We start from the raw sequence: 26,047 nt of genomic DNA on the forward strand, positions 1-26,047 counted from the left end.
GACGATGCCAGCGCCTCGGACAAGCGGATTCCAGCAACATCTGTCTGTTTTTCTTAAATTTTCCTACTCGTTGATACACAAGGCTCTTGTTCGCGCTACGGCATATCGGCTATTGTCGGTAGTGGGCATCCCCATCTGGTCGAACCAGATCGATGCTATTCCGTAGCTGTCGCCGGCGCGCTTCTATCTCCTCCGGTCATCGATTCCATCACTGCAGCCCGTACCAGGGCGCCGGCTGCCCATTGCGCTACCGACATCATCTTGCGGCTGTCCAGCCCCCATATATCCTTCAGTATGATGAGCACTTCGACGCCGAAGATCAACGACAGGGCCTGTGCCAGGCGCTTGAATTCGCGTGGCGGCAGCCGGTTCTTGAGCGGTGCGATCGCGTCCTTGAGCAGATCCACACGATGGCCGCGCGTGAAGGTCGGCTCGCTGCCCAACGTGCCTGCCTGCCGCCGCGCCCACTGGTCGAGCGACAGCTTCAGCGCCGCCTTGAAGGTCGCCTCGAAGGCCTCGATGCGCGGCATGGCGGTATCGAACAGTTCGGCGACGCGGCGCTCGGGATCGGTCGAGGCCGATTTCCAGGTGAGGATCGGCCCGAGTCCTTCGTCGACCACCGCCTGGACCAGCGCCGTCTGGCTTGGAAAATACCGATAGGCGGTGGCGCGGGAGACTTCCGCCGCTTCGGCGACCTCGCTGACTGAAGGCGTGGCGCCCGCCTGCATCAGCCTTGTCGCCGTCTCCAGCATCAACCGTCTTGTGCGGGCGCGCGGTCCACGTGCGGCCCCAGAACCGGCATCGTCGGAAACCGCCGCTTGTTGACGTGAGACATTCATGTCAATACGATACGCGCGTCTCAAAAAATTGCAATGGCCTTCGCGATGCTGAACGGCCGGGCAAAGAGCGGCAGGCGGCAACACCGAGCGCGCCTAGAACCGGGGAAACGCAATGAAGCGCGTCTATGTGGTGGGCACCGCCGACACCAAGGGTGAGGAACTCGCCTTTCTGGCCGATGCGGTCGCAGCCACCGGTGCTGCTGTCGCCCGCGTCGACGTCGGAACGCGCAATGCGACCGTGCCGGTCGATGTCTCGGCCGAAGAGGTCGCCGGCCATCATCCCGATGGCAGCGGTGCCGTGCTGGGCAGCGACGATCGCGGAACCGCGGTGGCGGCAATGGCCATCGCCTTCACCCGGTTTGTCCAATCGCGCACCGATATATCAGGTGTGATCGGCATCGGCGGTGGTGGCGGCACTTCGATCATCACATCAGGCATGCGCGCGCTGCCGCTCGGCCTGCCCAAGATCATGGTCTCGACGCTCGCCTCGGGCGACACTGCACCTTACGTCGATGTCTCCGACATCGTCATGATGCCGTCGGTGACCGATATGGCCGGCCTGAACCGGCTGTCTCGTGTCGTGCTGCACAATGCCGCGCAGGCGATAGCAGGCATGGCTGCAAAACCGCCGCCGCCACCCGACGGCAGACCGTCGATTGGCCTCACCATGTTCGGCGTCACAACGCCATGCGTGACTTCCATCGCCGAGCAGCTTCGTTCGACCTATGACTGCATGGTCTTCCACGCCACCGGGACCGGCGGCCGCAGCATGGAGAAGCTGGCCGACAGCGGCTTGCTGTCCGGCGTCATCGACATCACGACGACAGAAGTCTGCGACCTCCTGTTTGGCGGCGTTCTGCCGGCGACCGAAGACCGCTTCGGCGCGATCGCCCGCACGAAACTGCCCTATGTCGGCTCGGTCGGCGCGCTCGATATGGTGAATTTCTGGGCGCCGTCGACCATTCCGGAACGCTATAGCGGGCGGCTGTTTTACGAGCACAATCCGAACGTGACGCTGATGCGCACGACACCGGAAGAAAGCCGCAAAATCGGCGAATGGATCGGCGCGAGACTGAGCCTCTGCGACGGTCCGGTCCGGTTCCTCATCCCCGAAAAGGGCGTATCGGCGCTCGACATTGACGGCGGCGCCTTCTTTGACCCTGAAGCCGATGCAGCACTCTTCGAGGCCATCGAGCGCACGATCATGCCGGATAACACGCGTCGCGTGATCCGCCTGCCGGTGCACATCAACGATCCCGAATTCGCCAAGGCTGCGGTTGCGGCTTTCCTCGACATCGCCAGACAGTGAGAGACGAAGCCATGCCCGCCATACCGCGCAAGAAGATCCTGGAAAAGTTCCGCAAGATGATGGCCGGCGGCGTGCCGATCGTCGGCGGTGGCGCCGGCACCGGGCTGTCGGCCAAGGCCGAGGAGGCCGGCGGCATCGACCTGATCATCATCTACAATTCCGGCCGCTACCGCATGGCCGGCCGCGGCTCGGCTGCCGGCCTGCTCGCCTATGGCAACGCCAACGAGATCGTCAAGGAAATGGCCTGCGAGGTGCTGCCGGTGGTGAAGAAGACGCCGGTGCTGGCCGGCGTCAACGGCACCGATCCCTTCGTCATCATGCCGCTGCTGCTGGCCGAGCTGAAGACGATGGGTTTTTCCGGCGTGCAGAACTTTCCAACCATCGGCCTGTTCGACGGCCAGATGCGGCAGAGTTTCGAGGAAACCGGCATGGGCTTCGGGCTCGAGGTCGACATGATCGCCGCAGCACACGAGCTCGATCTCCTGACCACGCCCTATGTGTTCAACCCCGATGAAGCGCGCGCCATGACCAAGGCCGGCGCCGACATCGTCGTCGCTCATATGGGGGTGACCACCGGCGGCTCGATCGGTGCGACGTCGGCCAAATCGCTCGACGACTGCGTGACGGAGATCGACGCGATCGCTGAAGCGGCGCGTGCCGTGCGCAAGGATGTCATTCTGCTTTGCCATGGCGGGCCGATCTCGATGCCGGACGATGCCCGCTACATCCTCGAACGCTGCAAGGGCCTGCACGGCTTTTACGGGGCAAGCTCGATGGAGCGGCTGCCGGCGGAAGCGGCGATCGCCAGGCAGACTGCCGATTTCAAGGCGGTCACGCTTGGTGCCAAGACGACCGCGAAGAAAAAGAAGGGATGAGACGATGACCGACAAGAGCAAGGTGTTTGTCTACCCGAAGGATGTCAGCGCCTTCGGCTTCGACTGGGGCAGACTCTCGCTGACGGTGGCGCCCGAGGTGAACGGCGCCACGCGCTTTTCCGGCGGCGTCGTCGACCTTCCATCCGGCAAGGGTCACACGCGCCACAACCATCCTGGTGCGGAAGAGATCATCTTCGTCATATCAGGCAATGGCGAGCAGATGGTCGAGGACGAGGACGGCAATCCGGTCGTTGAGAAGGTCGGCCCCGGCTGCACCATCTATGTGCCGGAAAGCCGCTTCCATTCGACGCTGAACACCGGCGATGTGCCCATGCAGCTCTTCGTCGTCTATTCGCCGGCCGGGCCGGAACTGGCGCTGCGTGACCTGCCGGATTTCAGGCTGCTGCCGCCGGGCGGGAAGTGATCTCTGCACACCCGCCTACTTGTTTGCGGCAGGGCTAATCGCATTTGGAGTTGCCCCCCATCCGGCCGCGGAGCCTGTCCTCGGGCTTGCCGGAGGCAAGACCCGTGGGCGGCCACCTTCTCCCCTCGGGGCCCCGCGGGGAGAAGAGGTAGGCGCCGTCGCTGGCGATCTCCTCTCCCTTCGGGGAGAGGTCGGATTGTCCCGAATTGCCCTTTGCAATTCGGTTGGCAATCCGGGTGAGGGGGCAGCGCCTTCATTGCAGGGCTGTCAAACTCCACCTCTATTCCAGCCCCTGCCCCGGTCGCCGAACATGACGTAGCCGGTCTCGGTCACCGCCAGCGTGTCCTCGAGCTTGATGAAGCCGCGCGTCGGGTGAAGCATCGTCGTCTCGACCGAGAGCACCATGTTTTTCTCCAGCGGTTTTTCGGCATAGGTGCCTTCATAGGTCACCGGATGGTTGGTCATCAGAAATGGCGCCTCATGCGTTATCAACCCCATGCCGTGGGCGAAGAAATCGGTATAGGGCGCAACCTTGGATTTCTTCAGCACGCCCTCCGCATAGGAGATCATATCACCGCCGAGTGTGCCGGCGCGTACCTTGGAAAAGGCCGCCTTCTGCACCGTCTCGACCTCGGCTAAAAGATCCTCGAGTTCGGCATCCGGCTCGCCCAGAATGCCCATGCGGCAGAGGTCGCCGATATAGCCATGATAGTTGCCGCCTGAGTCGATCGACATCACCTCGCCCTTCTTCCACGCCTGTGGCGAGCCGGCGCGGTTGTGGCTGGCGCCCAGCGTCAGCAGGCAATATTCGAAATGCGCGCCGCGATTGGTCTCCTCGCGCCGCAATTGCTCGATGATCTCGGTCTTGGTCGTGCCTTCGCGTGCCCAGGCAATGGTCGCCAGCATGGAATCGGTGATCAGTTCGGAGGCGATGCGCAGCTTCTCCAGCTCAGCTTCGGTTTTGATCGCCCGCATCCGCTCCAGCATATCAGTCGCATCGATCAGCTTGGCATCCGGCAGCGCCTTGCGGATCAGCGTGTAGGCATCCGACGGCAGGAAAGCCGGCTCGATACCGATGCGTGCGTTGCCCTTGCCGATTTTCGTCAGGTGTTCGACTGCAAGATTGGCGGCGTCGAGCGTGCCCCAGCAGGCGGCGTGCAAGGTCGGCGTCCAGAACGGGTTATTCTGGTGCTCGGCGCCCTCCATGCGGTTGCCGATATAGGCGGCGTGGTCCGGCCCGCCCTTCTCGTAGACAACGATAGGCAGATAGCGGCTGTGGCCGATCGCATCCATGGCGGCGAAGAAGATGAACTTGTAGCCGCCAAGCAGATATTGCGTATTGTGCTTGGAGGTTGCGAGCAGCACATCGATGCCGGCCTCCTCCATCAGCCGATCGACCCTGGCGTGGTCGAACGGGATGGTGCTGACGGCATTCTTACCCGGGGCGACGTTCATCTTTCTCTCCCTGAATTCCCTGGCCGGCCGCTCGGATCGCCGGCGGTGCCCAGTCTGGTTCTACTAGATAAGTCTGGTCCTACCAGATAAGGTCGGATTGAACCGCTTCCCTGTAACTGGTCCAGCGGACGAAATTTTCAAAGCCACATGAGGATGCGCCAAATCCGTCTCTGGCGAAACCCTCGGCAAGGCTCATAATCATCCTTGCAAGGATGCCGTCCGGCGTCCGAGGGTACTGGGCCACCCGGCCGGGTGGCTGAGAGGGACGGAGTTCGATCATGTCAGATGTCACGATTTCCAGGCGCACCATGCTTGCCGGTTCGGCATTCCTGCTGGCCTCGACGGCGCTGCCGACCATCGGTCTGGCACAGACGCCGAAGAAAGGCGGGCGGCTGGTTGTCGCCGCCCATTCCGAGCCGCGTAATCTCAACCCGGCGATCGTCGCTTCCAACGGTGTGTTCTTTATCTCGAGCAAAATCGTGGAAACGCTGGCCGAGGCGTCCTTCGACGGGAAGGACGGGCTCGACCCGCGCCTGGCGATAGGCTGGGAGGGCGCCGCCGATGGCCTGTCGGTGACGTTCAAATTGCGCGAGGGCGTCAAATGGCACGACGGCAAACCCTTCACCTCCGCCGACGTCGCGTTCTCGGCGCTGCAAATCTGGAAGCCGCTGCAGAATCTCGGCCGCACCGTGTTCAAGGATCTGGAGGCGGTCGACACGCCGGACGAACTGACGGCGGTTTTCAAATTCGCCAAACCGACACCGTTCCAGCTGATCCGCAACGCCTTGCCGGCGCTGAGCAGCGTGGTGCCGAAGCACATCTACGAGACCGGAAAGATCGAAGAGAACCCGGCCAACAACGCACCGATCGGCACTGGCCCGTTCAAATTCGTCGAACACAAGCCAGGCGAATATTACCGGCTGGAGAAGAATGCCGACTATTGGGGCAAGGACAAGCCCTATCTCGATGAAATCATCTACCAGGTGCTGCCCGACCGCACTTCGGCGGCAAGCGCGCTTGAGGCCGAAGAAATCCAGCTCGCCGCCTTTTCCGCTGTGCCGCTGGCCGATCTCGACCGCATATCCAAAGTACCTGGCCTCAAGGTGATCACCAAGGGTTATGAGGGGCTGACCTATCAGCTCGTCGTCGAGATCAACCATCGCCGCAAGGAGCTTGCCGACCTGAAGGTGCGCCAGGCGATCGCCCACGCCATCGACAAGGATTTCATCGTCAAGACGGTGTTCCTCGGCTACGCCGCGACAGCCACCGGCCCGGTGCCGAAGAACGATCCGCAATTCTATACGGCCGATGTGCCGACCTACGCCTTCGACGTGGCCAAGGCCAACGCCTTGCTCGACGAAGCCGGCTACAGCAAGCGAGACGACGGCAAGCGCTTTTCGCTGAAGCTGCTGCCGGCGCCCTATTTCAACGAAACCAAGCAGTTCGGCGACTATCTGCGCCAGGCGCTGGCCGCCATCGGTATCGACGCCCAGCTGGTCAACAACGACTCGGCCGCGCATATCAAGGCGGTCTACACCGACCACGCCTTCGACCTTGCGGTCGGGCCGCCGGTGTTCCGCGGCGATCCGGCGATCTCGACTACCATCCTGGTGCAGAGCGGCATTCCGGACGGCGTGCCTTTCTCCAACCAGGGCGGCTACAAGAACGACGAACTCGACGCCCTCATCGCCAAGGCGTCCGAGACGCTCGACCCCACCGTGCGGACGGAACTTTACAAGGAGTTTCAAAAAAAGGTCGCAGCCGACCTGCCGCTGATCAATGTCGCCGAATGGAGCTTCATCAGCGTTGTCAGAGACACGGTGGGGAATGTCGCCAACAACCCGCGCTGGGCGGTGTCGAACTGGGCGGACACTTATTTGGAATCGTGACACTATCGCGCGGATGAAAATTCGCAGCGAAATCTGTGTGGGGCGCAGCGCATCTCACGATCGGCACACCGCCAAGCAGCCGGCGCCACCATGACCCGCGCGGTTCTCCTCCTTCGCCGTCGCCTCGTCGGCAGCGTCTTCGTGCTGCTGATTGTCGTGATCGGCACTTTCCTTTTGCTGGAAGCCGCCCCCGGCGACGCGGTCGACGCCTATATCGTCTCGACCGGCGGTGACGCCGGCATGATCGAATTGCTGCGCCATCGTTGGGGCCTCGACCAGTCGGCGTTGACGCGGCTGGCGAACTACCTCTGGGCGCTGCTGCATCTCGACCTCGGCCAGTCGGTCACCTTCTCGCGGCCGATCCGCGACGTCATCCTCGAACGCCTGCCCAATACGTTGCTGTTGATGGGCAGCGCCACCGCGCTCTCCTTCGGGCTCGGCTCGGCACTCGGCGTCTATGCCGGCGCCAGGCCCGGCAGTTTTCGCGACCGTTTCCTGTCGATCGGTTCGCTGGCGCTCTATGCGGTACCGGGCTTCTGGCTCGGGTTGGTGCTGATCATCATCTTTGCCGTCGACCTGCGCTGGTTTCCGATCGGCGGCATCGAGAGCATCGCGTCGGGCAAGACCGGCCTCGACCGCGCGGCCGATATCGCCCGCCATCTCATCCTGCCGGTGTCCGCACTCGGCTTCATCTATCTGGCACTCTATCTGCGCATGATGCGCGCCGGCGTGGCCGAAGTCTGGCGGCAGGATTTTGTGCTCGCCGCTCGCGCCAAGGGGCTTTCCCGCCGCCGCATCGTGCTCGCTCACGTCGCCCGCAACGCGCTGTTGCCGTTGGTCACCATGCTCGGCCTGCAATCGGCGCAGATGCTCGGCGGCAGCGTCGTCATCGAAAGCGTCTTTTCGGTGCCCGGCCTTGGCCGGCTGGCGCAGGAGGCGGTGGCGGCGCGCGACACGCCGCTGCTGCTCGGCATCATTCTCGTCAGCGCCGTTCTCGTTATCATCATCAACCTTCTCGTCGATATCGCCTACGCTTTCCTCGATCCGCGCGTCGGCGCCAGCGAGACCAGCGCGTGAGCCCGTTTCGCCGCTTTCTTCGCACGCCGGAAGCGATCGCCGGCGCGATCATTCTGGTAGCGCTGTTCGCCATGGCGCTATCGGCGTCGCTATTCTTTCCCGGCGATCCGCAGGCTATTGCCGGGCCGGCGCTGCTGCCGCCCTTTCAGGACTGGTCGCTGCCGCTCGGCACCGACCGGCTCGGCCGTGATGTGCTGGCCGAGCTTCTCCACGGCGCCCGTACCTCCTTGGCGGTCGGGCTGGCGGCGGCAGCCGCAGCCCTTGCCGTCGGCGCAATAGTGGGCACGCTGGCGGGCTTTGCCGGCGGCCTCGTCGACGAGGTGCTGATGCGCATCACCGACGCCTTCCAGACCGTGCCGAGCTTCCTGCTGGCGCTGGCTTTCGTCAGTGTCGTCGGGCCGTCGCTCGGCGTCGTTGTCGCAGCGATCGCGCTTGGCGCCTGGACGGGGCCGGCGCGTGTTGCCCGCGCCGAAGTGCTGTCGATCCGCGAGCGCGATTTTGTCGCCGGCGCCCGTGTCATCGGCATGCATCCGCTGGAGATCGCCTTTCGCGAAGTGCTGCCCAACGCATTGCCGCTGGTGCTGGCGCTGTCGTCGGTGATCGTCGCCGCCGCGATCCTCACCGAAGCGGCCCTCTCGTTTCTCGGCCTCGGCGACCCCAACCGCGTGACCTGGGGCGGCATGATCGCCGAAGGTCGCGCCGTGCTGCGCACCGCGCCTTTCCTGTCGATCATTCCGGGCGTAGCGCTCGTGCTGACCGTGCTCGGCGTCTATCTCGCCGGTGAAGGCTTCGTCGAGACGGCGGCGGTGAGAAGGAGCCTGTCGTGACGGCGCTGCTTTCGATCCGCGATCTGACGGTGATCTATCGCCGTGACGGCAGCGAGGTGGCGGCGCTGAAACATGTCGGCTTCGATGTCGCCGCCGGCGAACGCTTCGCCATCATCGGCGAGAGCGGTTCGGGCAAGAGCACGCTGGCGCTGGCCATTGCCGGGCTGCTGCCGCAATCCACCAGGATTGAAGGCCGTATCGACTGGTTTTTGCAGTCGCCGCCATCCGAATTCATTACCCGGTCCACCCACACCCCATTCGGTGGCCGCGATATCGGCTTCGTCTTTCAGGACCCGTCGGCCAGCCTCGATCCGGTGATGGCGGTCGGCGAGCAGGTCGCGGAAGTCGCGAATACGCATCTCGGCCTTACTTGGTCGCAATCCTATGCCAAGGCAAAAACCCTGCTTGGACGCGTCCGCCTGCCCGACCCGGAGGCCGCTCTGCGCGCCTATCCCCACCAGCTTTCCGGCGGCCAGAAGCAGCGCGTGGCGATCGCCGCAGCGATCGCGGCCGGTCCGAAACTGCTGATCGCCGACGAGGCGACCAGCGCGCTCGACACAATCGTGCAGGCCGAGATCGTCGCGCTGATCCGGCAATTGGTGGCCGAGGACGGCATGACGCTGCTGTTCGTCAGCCATGACATCGCGCTGGCCGCCGAGCTGGCCGAGCGCATCGCCGTGTTCCGGCACGGCGAGCTGGTCGAGCTCGGTGCGACGGCGCAGATCATCGCTAGCCCGCGCCACGCCTACACAAGAGCGCTGCTCGACGCCCATCTCGGCCTCGATGCCGAACCGCTGCTGCGGCAGGCAGGAGCGACGAGGTGAGCAGTCCATTGCTGGCCGTTTCCGGCCTGACCAAACGATATCGTCGCGGCGGCAAGACAATCGCCGCCGTCGACGACGTTTCCTTCCACATCGAGGCCGGCGAGACGCTGGCGCTGGCCGGGCCTTCCGGCAGCGGCAAATCGACGATCGCCAGGCTGGTGCTGCGGCTGATCGAACCGGACGCCGGCCGTATCGAGTTCGAGGGCGGCGATTTCCTGTCCCTGAACGGCGCCGCCTTGCGCGCCCGGCGCGCGCGTTTGCAAATGGTGTTCCAGGACCCGCTCGCCGCCTTCAACCCGCGCGCCATGGTAGCGCGCGTGCTTGACGATCCTTTGCGCATCCATGGCGTCGCCTCTCGACCGGAGCGCCCGCACCGCATCGCTGCTCTGCTCGAGCGTGTCGGCTTGAGCGCTGATCTCGCCGGCCGCGCCATCCACGAGATCTCGGGCGGCCAGCGCCAGCGCATCGCGATTGCCCGCGCCATTGCGACAAAGCCGTCGCTGATCGTGCTCGACGAAGCGGTGTCCGCGCTCGACGTATCGGTGCGCCGGCAGATCCTACAATTGCTGCTCGATCTGCAACGCGAGGAACGGATCGCCTATCTATTCATTTCGCATGATCTTGGCGTTATTGGCGCCATCGCTCATCGTGTCGTCATTGTCGATGCCGGCCGCGTCGCCGAGAGCGGCAACGCCCGTGCGGTCATCGGTGCCCCGCAGTCGGCGATCGGCAAGGCGCTGGTGGCGGCAGCGCCAAAACTGAACAGGACCAGCACGCAGGGCGCGGCCGATCGTCAGTAACCCAGCGCGCAACCATCCTTGCGTGGATCGGACGCGCCGGTAAGCGTACCCTTGTCCCAGTCGATCAGCACCAGCTGGCCGCCGCCATGCGGCCCGGTCGCGATGGACACTTGGTGGCCTCGCTCGAGCAGGCCGGCGATTGCATCGGCCGGAACGCCACGCTCGGCCTCCACCGTATCCTGTCTGTAGAACACGCGTGGCGCATCCAGCGCCTCCTGCGGGTCCATGCCGAAATCGATCATGTTGGTGAGCAGGTGGACATGGCCGAACGGCTGGTAGCCGCCACCCATCACGCCGAACGGCATGATCGCCCGGCCCTTGGCTGTCACCATGCCCGGCATGATGGTGTGCATCGGGCGTTTTCCCGGGGCGATGCGGTTTGGGTGGTCTGCCGCCAGGCAGAAGCTGCTGCCGCGATTCTGCAAGACGACCCCGGTCCTGGGGCCGACCACCCCGCTGCCGAACGAATAAAAGGTCGAGTTGATGAAGCTGACTGCATTACGGTCGCGGTCGACCACCGAGATGTAGACGGTATCGCTCGGCTGGAGATCAAGGCGAGGCAGATGCGTCATCGCGCGCGCCGGATCGATCTCGGCGCGAAGCTGGTCCGCATGGGATCCAGACAACAACTGCTCTACGGGAACATGGACGTGGTTCTGGTCGCCGATGAAATTGTCGCGGTCCTGATAGGCAAGCCGCCCCGCCTCGATCTCGAGGTGAAAGCGCTCGGCACCATTCGGCTCCAGGGAGCCAAGCGAAAAGCCCGACAGCACATTCAGCATGATCAGTGCCGTCAGCCCTTGGTTGTTCGGCGGCATCTGATGGATGTCGTAGCCCCGGTAGGATGTGCCGACCGGCCTGACATAGTCGCCCTTCGTGGCCGCAAAATCCTCGAGCGCATGCAGCCCACCGAGAGCACGCAGACGCGACACCATGTCGTCGGCGACCTCGCCTTCATAGAAGCCGGCACGGCCACGGCGCGAGACGATGCGCAAGGTGTCGGCCAGTTGCGGCTGCCGGTGCAGTTCGCCGGCCAGCGGCGCCTTTCCATCCGGCAGAAAAATCCGCGCGGCATGTTCGTCGGCGGCCAGCAAGGCAGCACTTTCAGCCCAGTCAAAGGCCACACGGTCTTGGACGACGTAGCCCTGTTCGGCGTAACGTATGGCGGGTGCGAGCGCAGCGTCGATGCCCTTTCTGCCGTGATCGTCGAGCAGCCGGCACCAGGCGTCGACGGCGCCCGGCACGGTGACTGCGTGCGGACCGGACTCAGGCAGTTCGTCATGCCCCCTGTCCAGATACCACTCAGCCTCTGCTGCTGCCGGTGCGCGGCCGGAGCCGTTGAAGGCCAGAACCTCGCCTTGGCCGTTGGGACAGTAGAGGATGAAACAGTCGCCGCCGATACCGGTCGATTGCGGCTCGACGACCGCCTGCACCGCCGCCGCGCACACGGCTGCGTCCATTGCATTGCCGCCGGACCGCAGCATCTCGACCGCCGCCAGCGTCGCCAGAGGGTGCGATGTCGCGGCCATCGCTTCCGTCGCACGAACCGGCGACCGTCCGGGAAATTGAAAATCACGCATGCAGGATCAATAGCCTCCGAACTAGCGATGTGCGCCAAGAATTGTGCCCCCGAAAGTAGCACGACCAGAAGGCAGTGATCACCCTGGGAAATTCCCGGCCTCAATCAGCGAATTTGAAAATATCCGTGGTGTAATCGGGGTAGGCGTCCAGACTGTCGAAAAGGTCGGCCAGGTCAGGGGTGTCCGCCAATATTCCGGACAAGACCAGCGCAGTCGCCACGCCGGCGCCAGTTCCACCAGCGATATCGTGTTCGACACTGTCGCCGACACAGACCACAGTGCTGCGGTCCGGGTTGCCCGCCAGCGCCAGCGCGGCGTCGAAGATCGGGGCGTAGGGCTTGCCGATACGGGTGACGCTGCCGCCGAAGCTCTCGTAGAGATCCGCAAGCTGACCGGCGCCAAAGCGAGGCCCCACTGCCGTCAGCATGATCTTGTCGGGATTGGTGCAGAAGCACGGCACCTGCCGCATCGCTGCCGGTGCAAATAGTCTGCGATAATGGTCGATGTCGTAGCGATCGCCCTCGCTGGCGGCGATCAGCACCAGCTCGGCATCGTCGCCGTCCCCGGTCAACGTGAAAGGCAGGCCTTCAATCGCCGAGCGGTCGCCTTCGCGGCTGATCAGCAGGCACTTTGTGTTTGGGCGCAGCGTTCCGGATACCGCCATTTCGTGAAAGGACCGCCACGCGATCTCGCCGGAAGAGACAAATTGATCCCAGCTTCCTGGTTGGAAGCCGAGCTTCAGCAACCGGGCCTCATTGGGCCGCGCCCGCCTGCCGGAGTTCGAGACCAGCACGATCGTCCTGCCTGCTCGCTTCAGCGCCGACAATGCCTCCACAGCGCCCGGATAGGGGTTCGTACCATCGTGCAGCACGCCGAACTGATCGAGCAGGAACACCTGATAGCGCTCAACCAGCGCCGCGATGCCGTCGAGATGTTCAACCGTTTTCGTGCTCACAAAAGCCCCGCTTCGATTGCGCCCATCAGCGCCAGCCGCGCCGTGCCGGCGGCCGCCTCATCCGAACGCGCCGGCAGAAAACCGACCCCCAGCTTGCGCTGCCGGATCGCGGTCCAGGCGGGATTTGCCGCACCGCCGCCGACACTTCTCACCGAGAGCAGGCGAGGCGCGCCGAGCTCGGCAAGCCGGCGATAGCCGAGCGCCTCGATCTCGGCAATGCCCTCCAACATCGCTTTCAGATAGTCTGCGTCGTCCGCAGGCCGCGGCGTCAGACGTGGCGGCAGAGCAGGGTCGGCGATCGGAAAGCGTTCGCCGACCGCGGGAAGCGGATAATAGTCGAGGCCGGTCTCCGTCATGGGGTCTATGGCCGCACTCAGCTCGATGATACGCCCGAGCGAGAAATGCTGCGCCAGCACCTTGCCCCCCGAATTCGACGCACCACCCGCCAGATAGGCATCTCCCAACCGATGGCTGTAGATGCCGAACTGCGGCGCCGAGATCGGCCGGTCGGAGAGGATTTTGAGGGTCAGCGAGGACCCCAGCGCGGTGACGCCGTCGCCAACTGCCGCAGCGCCCGTCGCCAGGAACGACGCGCAGCCATCGGTCGTGCCGGCGACCACGGCGACGTCGTGCGCCAGGCCGAACAGGTCCGCTGCGCTCGCGGTGAGCGTTCCCGTGACATCGCCCGGCCTGACGACATCAGGCAGGAGTTCCATGCGCATGCCGGTCGCCGCGATCCAGTCCGGCCAGCGGCGGGCCTCGAAATCGTAGCCGGTTTTCAGGGCATTGTTCTCGTCGCTGGTGTCGAAGCGGCCAGAGAACTGTGCCGCGATCCAGTCGGCCTGATGCAGCACCGCGGCAACGCCAGACAGGCGCTGGTATGACAGCGCCTTGGCGAGACCGGACGTCGCCCCACGTGCTGCGCTCGCGGCCGGCGCCTCGCGCGCGATCACCGCCAGAATGGCGTCGTCGTCGACCTTGTCGTTGTACATCAACGGCTCGGCCAGCGGCCGCCCGGCGCCGTCGACCGGCAGCAGCGTGCCCGAAGTGCCGTCGACGGCGATCGACCGGACCGCCGCACGATCGATGCCCGAAAGCAGTTCCGCCAGCGCCGCGCCCACCGCTGACCACCACACTGAGGGGTCGCGGGCGTTCTGGCCAAATCTGTCGAGTGGAACGGCGGAACGCGCGGCAATCGAAAAATCCGGGCGCATGGCGACGGCGCGGGCGCCTGATGTGCCGATGTCGATGCCGATCGAAAGGGGGCCAATTGAACGCGCCATGTCAGCCGCCAGCTGCATTGAGTTTCTGGCGATACTGCTCGGCGTCCCAGTTGATCAGTTCGTCGTTCTCGGCGGCGGTCAGATAATTCAGCTTCGCCGCGACGTCGACCCGCGCCGTCACGTCGGCAAGGCAGCGTTGCATGGCATCGGCGCCGGGACTGGCGTCGCCGCGCATCAGCACGCCAAGCCCGGGAAACAGGATCGCCACCGGTGCCGTGCCGCACCGTTCGATGACGCGCAGAACGTCCTCGCCAGGCCGCGCCACGACCGAACCCTTGCCGAGAAAGATGACGTGATCGGGATAGAGGCTGCCCCCCGACGCCATGCGGCAGCTTTCAGGATCGATCGCGACGGCATGCGCTTCGACATCCGCCGGCAACCTGTAACCGGTGCGTCCGATGAGCGCCGTCAATGCCGCGATGTCTGGCTCCGCCACCTCGCGTGGCGGCCGCGCCAGCAGCCCCGTGACGCGGCGCAGCAGCGCCTCGGCGCCGGCCACGGTCTCGGCTGCGACCACCAGGCCGTGATTGGCAAGGATCAGCACATCGACCCCAGGCCGAAGGCGCTCGGCAATGCCCTGGGCAAGCGGCAGGCCCGGCCGGAGATAACGGACATACGCCCATTCGAGGCCATCCAGGCGCTTGGCGATTTGAGCCTCGCAGTCGGCCTGCACGGCAAGCGAAATGGTGTCGACGCAGTGGACATGCAGAACGACGCGCTGCGGCATCAGCGCGTGAACCGTGGTCTCGATCGAGGGTCGCAGCTTACGGATGTTGAGCGCCTGGATGGCGAACGCCTGTGGCTGATCGGCGGCCGGGTCGCGCTGTTCGACAGCCCTGAGCAGCGGGGGGATCGCCACGGGAACCATGATGTCTTCGGCGAGCGCATTCTTCAGCCAGGTACCCGAAGCCTTGATCCAGAGCGTGTCTCCGGCTTTCAGCGAAGTGTTGCCGCCCGCGGCCTGGGTCAAATGCGGGTCGCGCCCGATGCTGGCCGAAAGCGACCGCAAAGCGGCCAGTTCCTGCGCATCCGCATTGATTGCCATCGAAACTCCTTTCAACAAACCGGACGCGTAGCCACGGCTTTGGATCCCCGTAGCTGGGATAACGAATGACGTTGGTATCGCAGATGCGAGTAAGTTACGTCAATGGTGATCTTACCCCATCAAATCTAGCTTGCAATCTGATCCGCGTTGAGTAAGTTTCACCAATTGCCGTGGCAAAATGGCATTTCGGGAGGGTATCCGTTGAGCGACTCCGGCCGCCAGCGTCAGATCGTAGACTTGTTGCGGGATCGCCCCTTCGCCTCGGTGCGCGAGCTGCAGGAGCGGCTCGGCGTGTCGGCTGCGACGGTGCGGCGCGACATCGACAAGATCGACGAGGCCGGCGAAGCACGGAAGGTCTACGGCGGCATCTCGGCGCTCGATGGCGCTTCGCAGGCGGGTGTCGCCTTTGCCAGGCCTTACGACGAGAACCGCGATCTCGCGGTCGAAGCCAAGCGGCAGATCGCCGCTCTCGCTGCGACCATGGTGCGCGATGGCGACGCCGTCATCGTGCACGGCGGTTCGACCTGTTTCCATCTCGGCGCCAAACTCGCCGACCGCAACATCCGGCTCTACACCAATTCGATGCCGCTCATCGCCTATTTGAGCGACCACGGCCATTGTAGCCTAACCGTTGCCGGGGGTGAACTTCATCGCGAGCCTGGCATCATTCATTCGCTCACCCAGACGGTGCCTTTCTACGCATCGAAGTTCTTTCTTGGCGCGCAAGGCATCAGCCCGGAGGGCGTGCTGGAATCGCATCCGCTGCTGGTCCGCTCCATCGTCGAACTCAGCCTATGCGCCGACCAGATCGTGGTGCTGGCCGACAGCCGCAAACTGTCGATCCACGCGCGCAACGTCGCGCTGCCCTTGTCGCGCATCGGCACGCTGGTGACCGACGACGGCCTCTCCGATGCCGACGCACGCATGCTGGAAGACGCCGGCGTCATGGTGCGGATCGCCTCTTCCTCGGGAGCCGTCCAGTGAAAGTGGCCGTCCTCGACTTCGGCAAGACCAACTCGAAGCTGTTCGTCTTCGGTCAGGACGGGCAAATCCTCGACGAGCGCCGGACCCAGCCGAAATGGACGCGCAAAGGCGGCTTCAGCGTGCTCGATGAGGCAGCGCTTCACGATTGGGCGGCTCGCGCCGTCGGCGAGGCGGTCGATATCCATCGCATAGAGGGGTTGATGGTTTCGGGCCATGGCTGCACCTTTGCCTTGATTGACGATGCAGCGCTGACGCATCCGATCCTCGACTACGAGCAGGAGCCGCCGGCCGAGATTGCCGCTCAGATCGATCGCCGCATTCCGGATTTTGCCGAGACCTTCTCGCCCCATCTGCCGCTCGGCTTCAACTATGGTCGCCACATGCTGTGGCTGAAGACGGTGCAATCAAGCGCGTTCGCCGCCGCCAAATCGATCCTCGGTTATCCCCAATACTGGAGCTGGCGCTTTGGTGGCCGGGCGGTGTCGGAGGTGTCCTATCTCGGCTGCCACTCGCATCTGTGGGCGCCGCGCAAGCGCGATTTCTCCTCGCTGGTTGACGCCGAAGGATGGCGCGGCCAGATGCCCGCCTTCGAGCGTGCCGGCGCGGTGATCGGCGAGCATCGCTTTGGCGGGGCGACACGGCCGATCGCCATTCACAACGGTGTCCATGACAGCAATGCGGCGCTCCATGCCTATCGCCGGCAGGAGCTTGGCCCGGTCACCGTCGTCTCGACCGGCACCTGGGTCGTCGTGCTCAATCCGGACTGCCCGCTCGACGCGCTCGATCGCGATCGCGACATGCTGGTCAATGTCGATGTCGACGGTGGCCCGGTGCCGACCATCCGCTTCATGGGCGGCCGTGAATTCGCGACGATCAGCGCCGGCTGGCAGGGGGCAATCGACCGCTCCACAGTACAGCAGGTGATCGACGCCGGCATCATGGCGCTACCGAGCTTCGCGCCAGGTGGGCCGATGCCTGGCCATCCCGGCGAACTGGTCGGGCGCACACCCACCGCGGAGGAGCGCGCGGCCGTGGCGCTGCTCTATGTCGCGCTGATGGTCGATCTGTGTCTCGACCTGATCCATTCGAACAACACCATAATCGTCGATGGCGGGCTGAACAGTGGCGGCCTGCTCGCCAGCCTGCTGGCGCAGCTGCGTCCCGGCCAGGCCTTCATGCAGGGCGCCACGCTGGAGGGCAGCGCCACTGGAGCGGCGGCTCTCGCCTTCGAGAGTGTTGGACGCGAATTTGCCGCCGAGGCGCCGGAGCCTGTTCGTGCTTCAAGCCTCACAGGGCTTGCCTTCTATCGCGACAGCTGGCGCGGCCTTTCCGCCGACCGAGGCATCGTTGGTGCAGCAGCGGGAGGCGCGCGATGACCGCCGCTGCCCGGTTCGAACCAGTGCGCCAGCCGGTGCTGGAGATGCGGCACATCTCCAAGACGTTCGGCCCGATCCGCGCCTTGCAGGATGTGTCGCTGACTGTGCACGCCGGCGAACTGCACGCGCTGATGGGAGAAAACGGCGCCGGCAAGTCGACGCTGATGAAGGTGCTGTCCGGCGCCTATCGGCCAGATCCCGGCGGCGACATCTTGATCGACGGCGCGCCGGTCGCGACCGGCGACCCGATCAAGGCACGCGCCAATGGCATTGCCGTCATTTATCAGGAGCTGTCGCTGGCGCCCAACCTGACGGTTGCCCAGAACATCTTCCTCGGCAACGAGCCGAGACGGTTCGGCATCGTCGACCGCGACCAGTGCAACCGGCGCGCCAAGGAAATCGTTGCGCGGCTCGGCGTTTCCTTCCCGGCGCGCTCCCTTGTCTCCAGCCTGTCGCTTGGCGAGCGCCAGATGGTCGAGATCGCCCGCGCGCTGTCGAGCAGCGCGCGCATCATCGTCATGGACGAGCCGACGACCTCGCTGACCTCGCGCGAGACGGACAGGCTGTTCGAGGTGATTGCGACGCTGAAGTCGCAGGGCATCGCCATCATCTACATCAGCCACCGCATGGAGGAGGTCTACCAGCTTGCCGACCGCGTCAGCGTGCTGCGCGACAGCGGCTATGTCGGCACGCTCGATCGCGCCGATCTGAACGCCTCGCGCCTCGTTTCGATGATGGTCGGCCGTGACCTGTCTGCCTTCTACAAAAAAGATCACCGCCCGCCGGACAGCAAGCGGGCGATCGCATTGTCGGTGCGCGGTATGTCGGATGGCAATCTCCTGAAGCACTGTTCCTTCGATCTGCACAAGGGCGAAGTGCTGGCGCTGGCGGGCCTTGTCGGTTCGGGCCGCACCGAGCTCGCACGGCTGATCTTCGGCGCCGACAGGCACACATCAGGCACGCTGGAACTCGACGGCAAGCCGATAGCGATCGGCTCGCCGCGCGAGGCGCTGGACGCCGGCATTGCCTATCTTACCGAAGACCGGAAGGAACTCGGCCTGTTCCTCGACATGTCGATTTCCGACAATATCAGCATGGGCGTGCTCGCCAGGGATGCGCAGGCCGGAGGCTTGCGCGACTTCGCGACGGCCGAAAAGCGCGCCGCCAAGGCCGTTTCCGACCTCTCCATCCGCACCAGGTCGGTGCAGGCCAATGCCGGCTCGCTGTCGGGCGGCAACCAGCAGAAGGTGCTGCTCGCCCGCCTGCTCGAAACCGAACCGCGGGTCCTCATCCTCGACGAACCGACCCGCGGCGTCGATGTCGGGGCGAAGTCGGAAATCTACCGGCTGATCGACGATCTCGCCAAGAAGGGCATCGCCATCCTGATGATCTCCAGCGAACTGCCGGAGGTGATCGGCGTCGCCGACCGCGTGCTGGTGATGCGCGACGGCACTATCGCTGGCGAGGTGACGGCATCCGAAGGCCAGCCGCTCAGTCAGGAGGCAATCATGGAACTTGCAACGGGAGCGGCCAAGGGATGACCGACAAGGCAACCGAGATGAGCGCGGGCGACCAGGCCGTCGGCAGAACCCGGCGGCTGCGCACCGCCTTCGCCGCCCTTGGCATGCTGCCGGTTCTGATCCTTTTGGCGGCCGGCTTCCAGATCATGAACCCGCGCTTCCTCACCGAGACCAACCTGTTGATCGTCACGCAGCAGTCGTCGATCAACATCGTCCTTGCGGCCGGCATGACCTTCGTCATCCTGACCGGCGGCATCGACCTGTCCGTCGGCTCCATCCTTGCCGCATCGGCGATGGTGGCGGTGATGGTGTCGCTGGTGCCGGAGTGGGGCATGCTCGGCGTGCCGGCGGCCATTCTGGTCGGCCTCGGCTTCGGCGTCATCAACGGGCTGCTCGTCGCCTATATCAAGCTGCCGCCCTTCATCGTTACGCTGGGTTCGCTGACCGCCGTGCGCGGCGTCGCCCGCCTGCTCGGCCAGGACACCACGGTGTTCAACTCGGACCTGCCGTTCGACTTCATCGGCAACGGTTCGCTGTTCGGCATTCCCTGGCTGGTCATCATTGCTCTGTCGGTCGTGGTGCTGTCCTGGCTGGTGCTCAAACGCACCGTGCTCGGCACCTGGATCTATGCCGTCGGCGGCAATGCCGAGGCCGCCCGCCTCACCGGCATCAAGGTGCCGCTGGTGCTGCTCTTCGTCTATGGCGTTTCAGGCCTTCTGGCCGGTCTTGGCGGCGCCATGTCGGCGGCCCGGCTCTATGCCGCCAACGGGCTGCAGCTTGGGCAGTCCTACGAACTCGACGCCATTGCCGCGGTCATTCTCGGCGGCACCAGCTTCGTCGGCGGCGTCGGCTCGATCTGGGGCACGCTGATCGGCGGCCTGATCATAGCGGTGCTCTCCAACGGGCTCATCCTGGCCGGTGTTTCCGACATCTGGCAGTACATCATCAAGGGATTGGTCATCATCGTGGCGGTCGCCCTCGACCGCTACAGGCTCCAGGCAGGAGCAAGAACGTGATTGACCTTAGTCGCCGGCGTCAACGACCCGGTTTCATGTAACGCACCGTGAGAGGCGCGGGGCATCAGGAGGAAAACAATGAAGACCATCGCTAAACTGCTCTGCGGCGTTGCCCTCGCGGCCGTCGCCATCGCACCGGCTTCGGCCAAGGATCTGAACAAGGTCGGCATATCGGTCGGCCTGCTCGGCAACCCGTTCTTCGTCGCCACCATCAAGGGCATCGAAGACACGGCCAGAAAGATCAATCCCAATGTCGAGGTGACGTCGGTGTCGGCCGACTACGACCTCAACAAGCAGGTCTCGCAGGTCGACTCCTTCATCGCGGCCGGCGTCGACGTGATCATGCTCAACGCCGTCGATGCTAAGGCCATCGCACCAGCGGTTAAGAAGGCGCAAGCGGCGGGCATCGTTGTTGCCGCGTTCGACGTCTCGGCGCCGGGCGCCGACGTCACCGTGATGACCAACAACGTCAAGGCCGGCGAAGCGGCCTGCCAGTACCTCGTCGACCAAACCGGTGGCAAAGGTGACTATGTCATCCTGAACGGCCCTGCATCGTCGTCGATCCTGGAGCGGGTGAAGGGCTGCAAGGACGTGCTTGCGAAGCACCCGGATATCAAGATCCTCTCCGACGACCAGAATGCCGAAGGCTCGCGCGACGGCGGCCTAAAAGTGTTCCAGTCGCTGCTGACCCGTTTCGACAAGATCGATGCGGTATTCGCCATCAATGATCCGACGGCGATCGGCGCCCAACTTGCGGCCAAGCAGCTCAACCGCTCGGAGTTCATCTTCACCGCGGTCGACGGCGCGCCCGATATCGAGAAGGAACTCTCTTCCGGCACGTCGATGATCAAGGCCTCGGCCTCGCAGGATCCTTACGTCATGGCTGGCCAGTCGCTGCAGATGGCAGCCGAAGTGCTTGCCGGCAAAAAGCCGGCCGAGGCGACGGTGCTGCTCGACCCGCAGCTGATCACGGCCGAGAACCTGAAGGACTACAAGGGCTGGACCGCGGCCCGCTAGCTTAGAGCCTCCCAAGGCTGGTGCGGCCGGGACGACCGGTCGCACCGTTTTTTTGTTTGAGCATCGGATTTTCCCAAAACCGGTTTCCACTTTTGGGTCCGATGCTCTCGACCAGCAGGAGACGATCATGTCGCGCATTGGAATCCATTCTTTTGTCTGGTCGGCGAGCTCGGTGCAAGGCGACCTCGAGCGGACGCTGGCCAACACCAAAGAGGCCGGCTTCGACCTGATCGAATTCTCCTATCTCGACCCTGCCAATGTCGATATTGGCGGACTGGCCAAGCGCATCGCCGAGCTCGATCTCGGCGTGGCGATCAGCATCGGACTACCGGCCGACGGCGACATTTCAATCGCCGACAAGGCGATTGCCGCGCATGGCGTCGAAATCCTGAAACGCACGATCGCGCTCACCCGCGATCTCGGCGGCCAGAAGGTCGCCGGCATCCTCAGCACCAGCCATGGATTGCAGGCGCAGGCGCCGACACGCGATCAATGGAACCGCAGCGCCGGAACGCTTGCCAAGGTCGCGGAGACCGCCAAAGCCGCCGGCGTTACGCTCAACCTCGAGATCGTCAACCGCTTCGAGAGCAATCTGCTCAACACCGCCGCGCAAGGGCTGGCGTTCATCGAGGACACCGGTTCCGACAACATCTTCCTGCATCTCGACACTTTCCACATGAACATCGAGGAGGCCGATATCGGGCTGGCCATCCGCCATGCGGCTGACAAGATCGGCTATGTCCATATCGGCGAGAGCCATCGCGGCTTCCTCGGCACCGGCAACATCGACTTTGCCGCGATCTTCGATGCGTTGACCGCAATCGGCTATAGCGACGACCTCAGTTTCGAATCCTTCTCGTCCGAGATCGTCGACGAGAACCTGTCGAAGAAAACCGCCATCTGGCGCAATCTGTGGACCGACAATATGGAACTGGCCCGGCATGCGCGCCGCTTCATCGCCATCGGGTTGGAGACGGCACGGCGCAAGGCCGAGCTTGTTTCATCAAGCCATCGACCTTAGCACCAGCCGATGTTGATCGCCCGGGCCTTCCTGTTTGCGATCCTCAGGCCAGCTCAAAACGTTCCACAGCGCGCATGATGCCACGCAGTTCGGCGAGGCCTTTCAGGCGGCCGATCAACGAGTAGCCGGGGTTGATCCTGGTCTTGCCGATATCGTCGGCAAGCAGATGGCCATGATCGGGTCGCATGGGAATCCGCCAATCGGCGCGACCTTCCCTACGGCGACGTGTCTCTTCCTGCATCAAAGCGAGGATGACATGCGCCATGTCGGTGCCGCCCTCCAGATGCTCGGCTTCATAGAAGGAGCCGTCATCCTCGATGGTTACATTGCGCAGATGGACGAAATGGATCCGGTCGGCGAATTCCTTGACCATGCCGACAATGTCGTTGTCGGCGCGCGTACCATAGGAGCCGGTGCAGAATGTCAGGCCGTTCGCCGGGCTGTCGACGGCGTTGAGGATGAAACGCGCGTCCTCGGGAGTCGAAACGATCCGTGGCAAGCCATAGAGCGAGAATGGCGGGTCGTCGGGATGGATGCACATGCGCACTCCCTCCTGCTCGACCACCGGAATGATCTCGCGCAAAAACCAGGCAAGATTGTCGCGCAACTCCTTCGGCCCGATCGAGTCATATTCCGCCAATGCCTCGCGAAAACTATCACGGTCGTAGCTGCGCTCGGTCGCCGGCAGGCCGGCAATGAGATTGCGCTCGATCCTGTCGATCTGCTCGTCGCTCAGTTCCTTCAGTCGCGATTCCGCTTCGGCGACACGTGCCGCGCTGTAGCTGGCTTCGGCATTCCTGCGCTTCAGGACGAAAATGTCGTATGCGGCAAAATCGATCGCATCGAAACGCAGGGCGTAGCCCGTCGTTGGAAGCCGATATGCAAGGTCGGTGCGGGTCCAGTCGACCACCGGCATGAAATTATAGCAGATCGTCGCAATGCCAGCCTTGGCGAGCGCACGGATCGTGTCCTTGTACCAGCCGACATAGCGAAGCCTTTCCGCCGAGCCGATCTTGATCGAATTGTGGACGGGAATGCTCTCCACGACCGACCAGGTCAGCCCTTCGGCCTCGATGATCCGCTGGCGCTCCAGGATGTCCGTCAAAGGCCAGGCGCGGCCGTCGTAGATATTATGCAGGGCGGACACGACGCCCGTGGCTCCGGCCTGCTTGACATGATCGAGCGTCACCGGGTCGTTCGGGCCATACCAGCGCCAACACTGTTCCATCGAGGCTTTCCCTTTGCGATAAAACAGAACCGTATTGTTGGGCCACAATGGAAGTCAAATTAAAGGAGTTTGCGCAATGAAGGATTTCGACGGCAAGATCGCTCTGGTGACGGGGACGACCGGGATCGGCCTGGCGACCGCCAGACGTCTTGCTGCGGGCGGCGCGGCGATCATCGCCTGCGGCATCGATCGCGCGGCCAACGCGGCGATGACAGCGGAACTGGACAGCTCCGGCGCTGGGGCGCTGGTCATGACCGTCGACGTCTCCGTGCCGGATCAGGTCCGCGACGCGGTCGCAGCCGGTGTCGAGCGGTTCGGCGGCCTCGATATCGTTGTCAATTCCGCGGCGGTCCATCCATATGGAACCGCTGTGAGCACCGATTTCGACACCTGGAACCGGGCGATGTCCGTAAATGTCGGCTCGATCTACATGACCGCGCATTTCGGCATCCCGGAAATGATCAGGCGAGGCGGCGGCGCCATCGTCAACGTGGCTTCGGTGCAAGGTTTCGCCTGCCAGCAGAACGTCGCCGCCTATGCCACGACCAAGGGCGCCATCCACACATTGACGCGCGCTCTGGCGCTCGACCACGCGCGCTCTGGCATTCGCGTCAATTCCGTCAGCCCGGGCTCGATCCGCACCCCGATCCTGGAAAAGGCGGCGCGCGGCGAAAACGGCACCGACGCCGATGTCGAGGCCGCCTACAAGCGCTTCGGCGAAGCGCACCCCATCGGGCGCATCGGCGAGCCGGAGGAAGTGGCGGAACTCATCGCCTTTCTGTGTTCGTCGAAAGCCGGGTTCTGCACCGGCGCGGACTACAGGATCGATGGCGGCCTGACTGCCGGCATCGGCGTGAAGTAGAACGGGAAAATCGGTCTCGGCTTTACGGGAGACGTTGTCATCGGACGATATTCGGGCAGCCGCCACACGTAGCACCGACGGCGAACCAACAGCGCATAACATGCGCGAGCGCGAATAGTGCACTTGCAGCCGGTTCAACCGTCTGATTCCCTTGGTCACGCTCGGCTGTCCTGATTCGCGCACTGTCCAAAGTCTTTGCAGTGCGCCGGGAACAAGCCTTCCACCGACCGCTGCGCTTGCGCATTCAAGGGGAGAGACGGCAAATGAACACTGCAACGAGGCCGGCAATCTCGGAGATGAGGCCCAAAATATCCGTCATCGGGGTTGGCGGCGGTGGCGGCAACGCCATCAACAACATGATCGCCGAAGGCTTGCAGGGCACCGAATTTGTCGTTGCCAACACCGATGCCCAGGCGCTCACCATGTCGAAGGCAACGCGGCTGATCCAATTGGGAGCGCACGTCACGGAGGGTCTTGGTGCAGGATCCCTGCCCGAGGTCGGCCATGCCGCGGCCGTCGAATCGATCGACGAAATCATGGACCATCTTGCGGGAACGCATATGTGTTTCGTGACCGCGGGCATGGGAGGCGGAACTGGAACCGGTGCAGCACCGGTCATAGCGCAGGCCGCGCGCAATGCGGGAATACTGACTGTGGCCGTCGTCACCAAGCCGTTCGTCTTCGAAGGAAACCGCCGAATGCATGCCGCCAATGAGGGCATCGAGCGGCTGCGCGAAAGCGCCGATACCGTCATCGTCATACCGAACCAGAACCTCTTCAGGATCGCCGATGCCAAGACGACCTTCGCGGACGCTTTCGCCATGGCGGACCGCGTTCTCTACGCCGGCGTCGGCTGCATCACCGATCTCATCGTCAAGGAAGGCCTGATCAATCTCGACTTCGCCGATGTGAAGTCGGTGATGCGCGATATGGGTCGCGCGATGATGGGGACCGGCGAAGCCACCGGGGAGGACCGCGCCAGGAAGGCAGCCGAAGCGGCGATCGCAAACCCGCTTCTCGACGAAGCGTCGATGATGGGCGCCAAGGGCGTCCTTGTCTCGATATCGGGCGGCACTGACATGACGCTGTTCGAGGTCGACGAAGCCGCCACCCGTATACGCGAGGAGGTCGACGCCGATGCCGACATCATCGTCGGCGCCATTTTCGACAAGGCGCTCGCAGGAAAATTCAGGGTGTCGGTCGTTGCGACGGGGTTGCGGCGGGGGCTTGAGATTCCGCTGACGGTGGGGATGGAAAACCGTATCAACTGAACCAGGCGCCATGGCAGCGCCGGCGGTAGCAATTCGACTTGAAAGTCCGCCGCTCCGGACACCGCCGCCAGACGATGGTCGGGCGGAACGCCCAACCGCAATTGTTGCGGGATGAGTCTGCGGAGCAAATTGTCGGTTTTGCCTGCGCGACTCTTGCTGTCGAAATGGAACGCCAGCAGCGCTCATGACGCCGGCCGCGTGAACAGGGTGCGGAACAGTTCCTCAGCCCGTCGCAGGCCCTCATCTGTCAGAATCACCGACTTCGCCTTGTTTGCTGGATTGGCGATCAGTCCCTTCTGGTGCAAGCGATCCAGAGCATCCCAATCCAATCCCTTCCAGGCGCGCCTCTCTTCATGCAGCGTTAGCCAAAGCAGCCCAAGAACGGCATTGTCGATCTTGTCGGTGTCCATCTCCATGCCAAGCAGTTTAACACGGGAAAACGGCGCCTGCCGAGACCCACATCGTCGGGTAGCTTGACGAGGATCAAAACTGGCCGCGCCAGGCCGCAAACGCAAAACGGCCCGCGCGAGGCGGGCCGTTTTGTGGATTTGGTTGCGGGGACAGGATTTG

The 26,047-nt window shown here is 63.9% G+C and carries 24 protein-coding genes; 16 read left to right on the top strand and 8 right to left on the bottom strand.

What is annotated here, in order from left to right:
* Positions 1-155 precede the first annotated feature (155 nt).
* Positions 156-839, bottom strand: a complete 684-nt coding sequence (locus tag AC0L14_RS31525) for a TetR/AcrR family transcriptional regulator (RefSeq protein WP_473527368.1) — start codon at positions 837-839, stop codon at positions 156-158.
* Between the two features lie 112 nt (positions 840-951).
* Between AC0L14_RS31525 and AC0L14_RS31530 the strand changes: the two genes are divergently transcribed.
* Genes AC0L14_RS31530 through AC0L14_RS31540 form a run of 3 tightly spaced genes read left to right on the top strand, consistent with a single transcriptional unit; the run spans position 952 to position 3,447 of the window.
* Positions 952-2,148 (top strand): Tm-1-like ATP-binding domain-containing protein, encoded by a 1,197-nt coding sequence (locus tag AC0L14_RS31530; protein ID WP_473751824.1) that lies wholly within the window; start codon positions 952-954, stop codon positions 2,146-2,148.
* 11 nt (positions 2,149-2,159) lie between these two features.
* Positions 2,160-3,023 carry a phosphoenolpyruvate hydrolase family protein gene (locus AC0L14_RS31535; RefSeq protein WP_473751825.1) on the top strand — a complete coding sequence of 288 codons (864 nt, stop codon included), beginning with the start codon at positions 2,160-2,162 and terminating at the stop codon, positions 3,021-3,023.
* Positions 3,024-3,027: 4 nt separating this feature from the next.
* On the top strand, positions 3,028-3,447 hold the full coding sequence (locus AC0L14_RS31540; protein WP_473751826.1) for a cupin domain-containing protein: 420 nt from the start codon (positions 3,028-3,030) through the stop codon (positions 3,445-3,447).
* A gap of 267 nt (positions 3,448-3,714) precedes the next feature.
* Here the strand turns inward: AC0L14_RS31540 and AC0L14_RS31545 are convergent, their stop codons facing one another.
* On the bottom strand, positions 3,715-4,902 hold the full coding sequence (locus AC0L14_RS31545; RefSeq protein WP_473751827.1) for a M24 family metallopeptidase: 1,188 nt from the start codon (positions 4,900-4,902) through the stop codon (positions 3,715-3,717).
* A gap of 278 nt (positions 4,903-5,180) precedes the next feature.
* On the opposite strand from AC0L14_RS31545, the gene AC0L14_RS31550 reads away from it, so the two are divergent.
* From AC0L14_RS31550 to AC0L14_RS31570, 5 genes are all read left to right on the top strand, one after another.
* Positions 5,181-6,791 carry an ABC transporter substrate-binding protein gene (locus AC0L14_RS31550; RefSeq protein ID WP_473751828.1) on the top strand — a complete coding sequence of 537 codons (1,611 nt, stop codon included), beginning with the start codon at positions 5,181-5,183 and terminating at the stop codon, positions 6,789-6,791.
* A gap of 90 nt (positions 6,792-6,881) precedes the next feature.
* Positions 6,882-7,868 carry an ABC transporter permease gene (locus tag AC0L14_RS31555; RefSeq protein ID WP_473751829.1) on the top strand — a complete coding sequence of 329 codons (987 nt, stop codon included), beginning with the start codon at positions 6,882-6,884 and terminating at the stop codon, positions 7,866-7,868.
* The gene (locus AC0L14_RS31560) at positions 7,865-8,695 is read left to right on the top strand and encodes an ABC transporter permease (protein ID WP_473487805.1); all 831 of its coding nucleotides are present in this window, start codon (positions 7,865-7,867) and stop codon (positions 8,693-8,695) included. Before AC0L14_RS31555 ends, AC0L14_RS31560 begins: the two co-directional genes overlap by 4 nt.
* Positions 8,692-9,519 carry an ABC transporter ATP-binding protein gene (locus tag AC0L14_RS31565; RefSeq protein ID WP_473751830.1) on the top strand — a complete coding sequence of 276 codons (828 nt, stop codon included), beginning with the start codon at positions 8,692-8,694 and terminating at the stop codon, positions 9,517-9,519. Before AC0L14_RS31560 ends, AC0L14_RS31565 begins: the two co-directional genes overlap by 4 nt.
* Positions 9,516-10,319, top strand: a complete 804-nt coding sequence (locus AC0L14_RS31570; RefSeq protein ID WP_473751831.1) for an ABC transporter ATP-binding protein — start codon at positions 9,516-9,518, stop codon at positions 10,317-10,319. Before AC0L14_RS31565 ends, AC0L14_RS31570 begins: the two co-directional genes overlap by 4 nt.
* On the opposite strand, the gene ggt is transcribed toward AC0L14_RS31570, so the two are convergent.
* The 4 genes from ggt to AC0L14_RS31590 all read right to left on the bottom strand — a co-directional run bounded on the left by ggt (position 10,313) and on the right by AC0L14_RS31590 (position 15,182).
* Positions 10,313-11,899, bottom strand: a complete 1,587-nt coding sequence (gene ggt / locus AC0L14_RS31575) for a gamma-glutamyltransferase (RefSeq protein WP_473751833.1) — start codon at positions 11,897-11,899, stop codon at positions 10,313-10,315. The two genes, AC0L14_RS31570 and ggt, sit on opposite strands and share 7 nt — an antisense overlap.
* Positions 11,900-11,999: 100 nt before the next feature.
* A complete protein-coding gene (locus tag AC0L14_RS31580; protein ID WP_473751834.1) occupies positions 12,000-12,854 on the bottom strand; it encodes a TIGR01459 family HAD-type hydrolase in 855 nt (284 codons plus the stop codon).
* Positions 12,851-14,137 (bottom strand): FGGY-family carbohydrate kinase, encoded by a 1,287-nt coding sequence (locus tag AC0L14_RS31585; RefSeq protein WP_473751835.1) that lies wholly within the window; start codon positions 14,135-14,137, stop codon positions 12,851-12,853. The genes AC0L14_RS31580 and AC0L14_RS31585 overlap by 4 nt, the downstream gene beginning before the upstream one ends.
* Position 14,138: 1 nt before the next feature.
* Entirely contained in the window at positions 14,139-15,182 is a 1,044-nt protein-coding gene (locus AC0L14_RS31590; RefSeq protein ID WP_473487799.1) for a class II aldolase/adducin family protein, read from the bottom strand.
* A gap of 201 nt (positions 15,183-15,383) precedes the next feature.
* On the opposite strand from AC0L14_RS31590, the gene AC0L14_RS31595 reads away from it, so the two are divergent.
* From AC0L14_RS31595 to AC0L14_RS31620, 6 genes are all read left to right on the top strand, one after another.
* Positions 15,384-16,166, top strand: coding sequence for a DeoR/GlpR family DNA-binding transcription regulator (locus AC0L14_RS31595; protein WP_473751836.1), 783 nt, complete (start codon positions 15,384-15,386; stop codon positions 16,164-16,166).
* Positions 16,163-17,542 (top strand): FGGY-family carbohydrate kinase, encoded by a 1,380-nt coding sequence (locus AC0L14_RS31600; RefSeq protein WP_473751837.1) that lies wholly within the window; start codon positions 16,163-16,165, stop codon positions 17,540-17,542. Before AC0L14_RS31595 ends, AC0L14_RS31600 begins: the two co-directional genes overlap by 4 nt.
* Positions 17,539-19,083: a sugar ABC transporter ATP-binding protein gene (locus tag AC0L14_RS31605; protein WP_473527382.1), complete on the top strand. Its 1,545-nt coding sequence runs from the start codon at positions 17,539-17,541 to the stop codon at positions 19,081-19,083. The genes AC0L14_RS31600 and AC0L14_RS31605 overlap by 4 nt, the downstream gene beginning before the upstream one ends.
* Entirely contained in the window at positions 19,080-20,078 is a 999-nt protein-coding gene (locus AC0L14_RS31610) for an ABC transporter permease subunit (protein ID WP_473751838.1), read from the top strand. Before AC0L14_RS31605 ends, AC0L14_RS31610 begins: the two co-directional genes overlap by 4 nt.
* Before the next feature lie 78 nt (positions 20,079-20,156).
* The gene (locus tag AC0L14_RS31615; protein WP_473527383.1) at positions 20,157-21,095 is read left to right on the top strand and encodes an ABC transporter substrate-binding protein; all 939 of its coding nucleotides are present in this window, start codon (positions 20,157-20,159) and stop codon (positions 21,093-21,095) included.
* Positions 21,096-21,222: 127 nt separating this feature from the next.
* Positions 21,223-22,116, top strand: a complete 894-nt coding sequence (locus AC0L14_RS31620; protein ID WP_473751839.1) for a sugar phosphate isomerase/epimerase family protein — start codon at positions 21,223-21,225, stop codon at positions 22,114-22,116.
* Between the two features lie 43 nt (positions 22,117-22,159).
* On the opposite strand, the gene uxuA is transcribed toward AC0L14_RS31620, so the two are convergent.
* Positions 22,160-23,344, bottom strand: a complete 1,185-nt coding sequence (gene uxuA / locus AC0L14_RS31625) for a mannonate dehydratase (protein WP_473751840.1) — start codon at positions 23,342-23,344, stop codon at positions 22,160-22,162.
* A gap of 76 nt (positions 23,345-23,420) precedes the next feature.
* Between uxuA and AC0L14_RS31630 the strand changes: the two genes are divergently transcribed.
* Together AC0L14_RS31630 and ftsZ are read left to right on the top strand one after the other, a co-directional pair.
* Positions 23,421-24,206: an SDR family NAD(P)-dependent oxidoreductase gene (locus AC0L14_RS31630; RefSeq protein WP_473751841.1), complete on the top strand. Its 786-nt coding sequence runs from the start codon at positions 23,421-23,423 to the stop codon at positions 24,204-24,206.
* A gap of 263 nt (positions 24,207-24,469) precedes the next feature.
* The gene (gene ftsZ / locus AC0L14_RS31635; protein WP_473751843.1) at positions 24,470-25,477 is read left to right on the top strand and encodes a cell division protein FtsZ; all 1,008 of its coding nucleotides are present in this window, start codon (positions 24,470-24,472) and stop codon (positions 25,475-25,477) included.
* Between the two features lie 182 nt (positions 25,478-25,659).
* Here ftsZ and AC0L14_RS31640 read toward each other — a convergent pair whose 3' ends face one another.
* Positions 25,660-25,893 (bottom strand): DUF6429 family protein, encoded by a 234-nt coding sequence (locus AC0L14_RS31640; protein ID WP_473751845.1) that lies wholly within the window; start codon positions 25,891-25,893, stop codon positions 25,660-25,662.
* Positions 25,894-26,047 lie beyond the last annotated feature (154 nt).

This window comes from Mesorhizobium sp. WSM4841 (genome assembly GCF_055811515.1).